Source organism: uncultured Methanobrevibacter sp. (assembly GCF_937906425.1).
Classification (GTDB): Archaea; Methanobacteriota; Methanobacteria; order Methanobacteriales; family Methanobacteriaceae; genus Methanobrevibacter.
In genome coordinates, this window is the sequence record NZ_CALCYR010000307.1 from 1 (window position 1) to 7156 (window position 7156).

At 32.0% G+C, this 7156-nt stretch carries 2 protein-coding genes and 1 pseudogene; all 3 read right to left on the reverse strand.

Translation table 11 applies throughout. From position 1 onward, the window contains the following. Positions 1-3235: pseudogene (locus tag Q0138_RS09045) on the reverse strand (hypothetical protein); the annotation flags it as partial. A 321-nt stretch (positions 3236-3556) separates the two neighbouring features. Beyond that, a complete protein-coding gene (locus tag Q0138_RS09050; RefSeq protein WP_297983713.1) occupies positions 3557-4741 on the reverse strand; it encodes a 5-methylcytosine-specific restriction endonuclease system specificity protein McrC in 1185 nt (394 codons plus the stop codon). Positions 4742-4749: 8 nt separating this feature from the next. Next, positions 4750-6720 carry an MrcB family domain-containing protein gene (locus Q0138_RS09055; RefSeq protein WP_297983717.1) on the reverse strand — a complete coding sequence of 657 codons (1971 nt, stop codon included), beginning with the start codon at positions 6718-6720 and terminating at the stop codon, positions 4750-4752. Positions 6721-7156 lie beyond the last annotated feature (436 nt).

The following is a 7156-nucleotide window of genomic DNA, read 5'->3' on the forward strand; positions in this document are numbered from 1 at the left end:
TTTTTGCACTTGCCTTGTAGGTCTTCTTGGCTGTTGTGAGTTTTACAGGCTCTGGGTTTACTGTGATTTTAGCTACAGCAAAGCTTGCATTGTAATGCTCATCACCTAAGAAACTTACAGCAAATGTGTATCCGCCTTTAATACCAAGATTTATTTGTGTCTTAGCACTTCCATTCTCATCAGTTGTGTAATTATATACATGGCCATTAAATCCAACTACAATATCCTTGTTTGCCAAAGGATTTCCATTGGAGTCAATCAATTGGAAATTGAAATATTCACCATTTCTGCCATCAAGAACAGTGTTTATTGCATTTGTTGTCATGTTTGCACAAATAATTTCAGTAGCTAATTTTTGAGCAATGTTTCCGCCTGCAGGAATATAAACATCATTTGTATCATATTCGCTTACAACAAAATCAAATGGATTCATTCCACTTTCCAAAGAGTTTGAAACAACTGAAATGCTATTTTTTGGATTAAGCATGGAAATTGGAGAGTCAAGTTCCAAAATGCTTATTGATTCTGCAACAGCATCATCACTTGCTAAAAGGAAAGCATTGTCATAAATGTTTATTTCTGCAATGTCAATTGAATTAGGACTGGAACTTTCTCCAGTAGCTAAAACAGCCACATCTCCATTATTAAGATAAAATACATTGTCTGTAATGTTTACATAATCAAATCCATCTTCATAAGGAAGTATGTTGAATATTGGACTACCGGAACCATCGCTGATAAATGTTCCACCGCTAATTGTAATGTTTTTGGAAATCTCTATGTTTGAAATATTTGCAAAGGTCTTATTTGCCAAGTCTATAATTGAGCCGGCAGTGGCATTGTCTATTAATTCCTGTAATTCAGCTGCAGTTCCATAGTCGGTTAGATTATCATCACTTGCATTACCTGAATCAGGAAGGGTTTCATTACCGGTAGGGTCAGTCTCATTGCCAATAGGACTTGTTTCATTACCAGTAGGATCAGTCTCATTGCCAATAGGACTTGTTTCATTACCAGTAGGGTCAGTTTCATTGCCAATAGGACTTGTTTCATTGCCAGTAGGGTCAGTTTCATTACCAGAACCAGGACTAGTCTCATTACCACTAGGATTAGTCTCATTACCACTAGGATCAGTTTCATTACCAGTAGGGTCAGTTTCATTACCAGAACCAGGACTAGTCTCATTACCACTAGGACCTGTTTCATTACCACTAAAATCAGTTTCATTAGTTTCGTCCGCAGTATTATTAACCACAATGGACTTTAGCAATGAACTTCCCTCATGATTCTTGTCTCCAGCATAAGTAATCACAATATCATATTCTCCGTCCTCAAGACCATTGATAGGAATGGAAATCAAACCTTCTACAGTACTGTAATCACTGTCTTGTCCACTAATGTTAACATTAAGAACTCCATCCAATGCCTTGTTTTTACCGTCAGACAATAAAACAGTAATATTCTCTTCATTTTCATCATAAACAGTTAAATTACTAATGTCTTGAGCCACATTAAAGGACAATTGACAGCTCTCATTAAGAGCGGATAAAAGAATTGAATAATCATTAGCATCCAAATCGGAAAGGAGTATAATATAATCCTCATCTGTAATATTGAATTCATAATCATTATCAGATATATTTACGCTAATGGTAGCATTAAGCCTTTCACCCTTATTGTCCACAAAGCTTACCTCAATAGCTAAATCATCACCATAAACAATATCCTCTGCACTTGCATTTAAAATGTAGTAAATATCTTCAGCTGTTTCAATATTGAAAGTGATTATATTGCTTCCCAATTCAAGTCTGATTGTATCATTTCCTTCCACATCACAAGTGTATAAAACACTGCTTTCACCATCCAAGGTGATTGTTTCATTATTTGTTCCATTGTTAAAAATACCATTTATACAGCTTATGGTCACATCAAGGCCTGAGATTGTATAGTCAAGGTCATATATTTCACCTGTTGAATCTGTGTACTTGTTTAGGCCTATTACTATGCTTGCCTCTTGAGATGTACTTATCTTCTCATCTGCACTTGCATTCAATATAATCCATTTGCTGATTTCCCCATTTTCATTGACAAATGGAATCTCGCTTGAGGATATGTCATTTGTTCCCCAGTAGTTATAATCCAAATCGATTGAATTGTCTGTATAGACAAAGGAAAGGTTTTCACCATCACTTATGATCTGGTTACCGAATAGGGTGCAGTAATTAATGCTTATTTTTTTAGCCCTTAGGCAAAGGACTCCGCCATAAACTGTAGGGGCAGAGACAGTGTTGTTTATAAAACTACAATTGACTACTGTGTTTTTAGTGTTGTTAATGTAAAGAATTCCATAGGCAATGTCCAAGTCCAGAATGGAATCGATTGAATTGTTTATGAAATTTGAATTTTCAATCTTTCCTTCACTTCCAAACCATGCAATTGAAGCGCCAATATAACCTACATTCTTTACCATGGATGCAAAGAATCCGGAACCCTGGAATGATTCTAGAGCATCAGCAAAATTACAGTTTGAAACTGTTCCCTCATCTCCATCCCATCTGATTGATCCTCCCCAAGGAGCCAGATTGGAACTGAAGTTTGAATTTGAAATGGAACCATTATCACCGGACCAGTAGATAGCGCCGCCGTTACCAATGGCAAGGGCAGTCAATACCTTATTGTTTTCAAAGACTGAATTGTTTACAATACCATTTGCACCAGACCAGTAGATTGCACCACCACTAGTTATACCGCTTGCCACATTTCCATTGACAAGCTTTAAATTGGACAATACAACATTGTCTGCACTTACATTGAAAATTCTTGAGGAATTTAATCCGTCAAGTGTAGCCATTCCATCCAAACAGCTAATTGTAAGACTTTTGTTAACGGTTATTTGACTGTTTCCAGTGTATTCGCCGCTGAGTTCGATAAGGTCTCCATCCTCTGCAGAATCAATGGCAGCTTGAATATCTGAAAAGCTGTTTCCGCTTACACTAGCAGACAATTTGGAATCTTCATCCGGTTCCACATTTGAATTGTCTATTATATTAGAATCGACTACTATATTAGAATCGACTACTATATTAGAATCGACTATTTCTATAGTATTTTCAGGTGAAGACAAAAGAGCTGTGTCTTCACTTAAATTATCAGAAGCTGAAACGGCTGCACAACTAAGAATAAGAAGCAATAGAAGTGCAATGCCTATAAAACTTCCTTTATTATAAAATTTCAAAATTTCACATCCTTAATCTATTTAATAATGTATAATGTATATTAACTCCGATTATGTATTTAAATTTTTATTAGTGGTTTTAAGTTCTATTAGTTAAAAATTTAAATTTTAATTAAAAAAGTGGTTTTAAGTTTCATTTATTAAACAAATAAAAATAAGAATGATGTTAATGAGTCTTATTTTCGAGGAAATTTAAAAAAAATAGTAAAAATAGGAAAAATAGCTAAAAAGCTAATTAAAATAAAAAAATAGGAAAAAATAGCTAAAAACCTAATTAAAATAAAAAATATGGCCGTATATAAAAACCAAAATAGAGCCATATTAGACCAACAAATAATCTTCAATAATGGAATCTAACTGAGCGCGAATATCTTTAAAATCCTTATTTAAATTAAGTGTCTTAACTATTATATCATTGCCACTCATTTTATATATGTTTTCCAAATCGTCATCATCAAGGTTTTGAGCATACAATAACATTCCAGAAACTTTATAATCTTTATAAGTTTTAGAGGCCTTATAATCTTCAGAAACCTTAGAATCATTAGAATCCTCAGAAGTTTTAGAGGCCTTATAATCTTCAGAAACCTTAGAATCATTAGAATCTTCAGAAGTTTTAGAATCCTTATAACCTTCTGAAATCTTATATTTCATTTCAATTTCCCTATTTTTCACATAGGTAAAAATCTGATACAAGTGTTTTGAATGAATTGACTTGCTGTCAAAATGATATTGAAAGGTATCTGAATAATATTTGGCATCAATAATCAGAATCTTATTATCGCTCTCCAAAGTTATATCGGTTTGCATGGTAGGCAAGAATTCACTGAAATCGTCATCCAATTGCCATTGTATTTGAGGGGAATATGCCTTGATTTCCTTATGTTCCTTTATATAATAGTTTAAAATAAATTTCTCATATAATCTGCTCATCAAGCTGTCATCCAAAAAGCTCATCAGTTTCATATCACCCTTTTCATCGGATTGCAACAATCCCTTAATGCATAGATTGCAAATTCCAATGATCAATCTGTAGTCCTGATTATTCCTGTCATAGCGGATTTTCCAATTAATGCTGTTTAAATTGGGAATCTCATCTACATCACGGAAGTAAAAAAGAATCCTTTTTATGGAATGTCTTTGATTTTTGCGTATAGGTGAGCTTAAAAGTATGTTTAATGTGGTTTTAATGATTCTGTTTAAGTAAGAATTAATGGAAAACTCATCATAGCTGCAGTTGAGTTTTTTGTTTATGAAACTTAAGTCATTGATTGACTCGCTAATGTTAATCTTTCCCCTAATGGAACTGGTTGTTTCATCAATTTCAATATAATCCCTATGAAGGCCTTGCTTAATCTGCTTGTTAAGGGCAATTATCAGGATTTCTGCAAACAGCTCATAGATATTTTCAAAGTCTTCAGTTGAAACCTTCCTATACTCATTAAAGTTAAGACGCTTAAATGCATAGCTCAGCATATAATAGATGTTTTTAATTGGAGGAGACAATCAATCACCTAGGATTTTAATTTGCTTTCCCATTTTTTAAATTTGTCATTTTCATCAAACCAATATTCCTTAAGAAGTGGAATAATTTCAAAATCGATTATATAGTCCAAGTCTTCCTTGATATTGTCTTCCTTATTCAAGTTACAGAAATAGCTGTGACCTATACGGAATCCTTCTCCAAGAGTTTCATCATCTTTAATTTCCTTGTTTAAGTCTTTCATGATTTCAATTAGCTTATCAAATTCTTTAGAATTGAGACTTTCTTGATATGATTTAAATCCTTTTGAGGAAAAGCCTGGCTTTAAGTCAAAGAAGGCAAACCTGCGTCTTAGTGCATAATCAATCAGTGCAAGGGATCTGTCTGCAGTATTCATTAAGCCAATGATATAAAGATTTTTTGGAATGTAGAATAGCTCATCTGAATAGAGCAATTGTATCTTGTTTTTCTCTCCCCTTTTATCATTTTCAATAAGCATGAAGAGTTCACCAAAGATTTTGCTAAGGTTTCCTCTGTTTATTTCATCAATGATGAAGAAATACTCATTTTCATCATCCTCTTCAGCCTTTTTACAGAAATTATAAAATGAACCTTCCCTAAGTTCAAATCCATCCTTAGATGGTCTGTATCCCATTACAAAGTCCTCATATGAATAGCTTTGGTGGAATTGAACCATCATTACACGACTAGGATCTTTTTCTCCAATCCTGGAGTATGCTAAACGTTTAGCCAAAAAGGTTTTTCCAACTCCAGGAGCCCCCTGTACAATAAGGTTTTTCTTGTTTTTTAGTAATTTGACAAGCTTTTCATAATCATTATCATCGATATATACCTCATTTAAGAAGTTTTCTTCAGTATATTTGTCTCCATCATCATATGGCTTTTCATCGAAAAATCCTTTAATGATTTCTAACTTTTTTTGATCGTATGAACTATTTGACATATTTGTCAATGTTTTTTGAGGTAGTTTTTGATTTTTATACTTGTAAATCCAACTACCATTATCAACCCAATTAACTTTTCTTATGTGTTTATATTGTTTTTTTGTTTCGTCATAGATATAGTCAGATGTAACATAACCTCTTCCGATAATTTCATTAGAACCTCTTTTAGCAAAAATAATATCTCCAGGTTTAATCTTATTAGCAAACTCCCATAAACATAAACTATCATTAGGATGATTTTTATGATCATTATAGCTTTTTTTAATAAATTCATTAATTTCTTCCCTGCTATTAAAATTTTTTAAATCTTCAATATCCCAAGCAATAGCCATTATTCCCTCTTGGTATTGTTCATCCCAATTGTTAGCTTGTTCACCAGGGGCAAAAATCCAATAATTAGGCTTTTCAGTTTCTTCACCAATTTCCACATCAATTTCAGTGCTTGATACATCAGACAATTCTGGATAAAGCTTATCTAAATCATAAGGCTTAATAAATTTATAAAATTCTAAAAACAATTCTAAATCATTATAAAATTCTTCTTCTGAAGGTAAATTGTTTTTATCATAATATTTTGCAAAAACAGTCCCCTGTTCATATGCTTTAGGTCTTTTTTTATTTGAAGCCAAATCTATATTGAATTCAAAATCATTTAAATCAAAATTATCAATTAAGATATTTTTTACATCTTCAGAAGCTGTATTAATTAAATCTAATTTTCTTTTACCAAATTGTTCGAAATAATCAGTTCCTAAACAAAGAGATAAATAAAAACCAGACAAATCAGCTTTAAAAAGATAAACTAAATAAACTCCTTTTTGTGAACTGTCTGTCATGTCTAAATCAAAAATACCAATCCAAGGAACATAAGACCAATTTTTAGGTTGTCCATAGGATCCTTTAATTTTATATTTGCCCTCTACATTATGTTTTAGTATGTTTGGAATAGTTTCAGTGAGTATTTTACTCCATTCCTGAGTAGATTGATATTCTTCCTCAGTTCCATGTATATTCTTTTTAACATCATTATATTTCATTAAAACTTCATTAAAATAAGTGATTATTTCTCCTTGTGGATCTGTATTAGATATAAATATTCCCCCAAAATTAATTTTTAAAATTACTAACTTTTAATGTATAGTTTACTATTTATAAAATATAAAGCTTTTTAAGATATGATTTTCTATTAAAAGTAATTTTTTATAGTTAATTACAAAAGTTTCAGTATAAATCTCATAACTCCTATTAAAACAATCATATATCACAGCCTCTCATAAATGAGAAAAAAAGAAAATTTTTCTAAAATTTATCCAAAAAACTTATATTCTTGTATATATACTTTAATAAATAGAAAATACAAAACCACTTGGAAAAAAATGGAGATAAAAAAATGCCTTCAAATCAAAACACAATTTCTAATGCTGATTTCGGTTTTACAATACAGATCGGAAGAGCACACGTCTGAACTCCAGT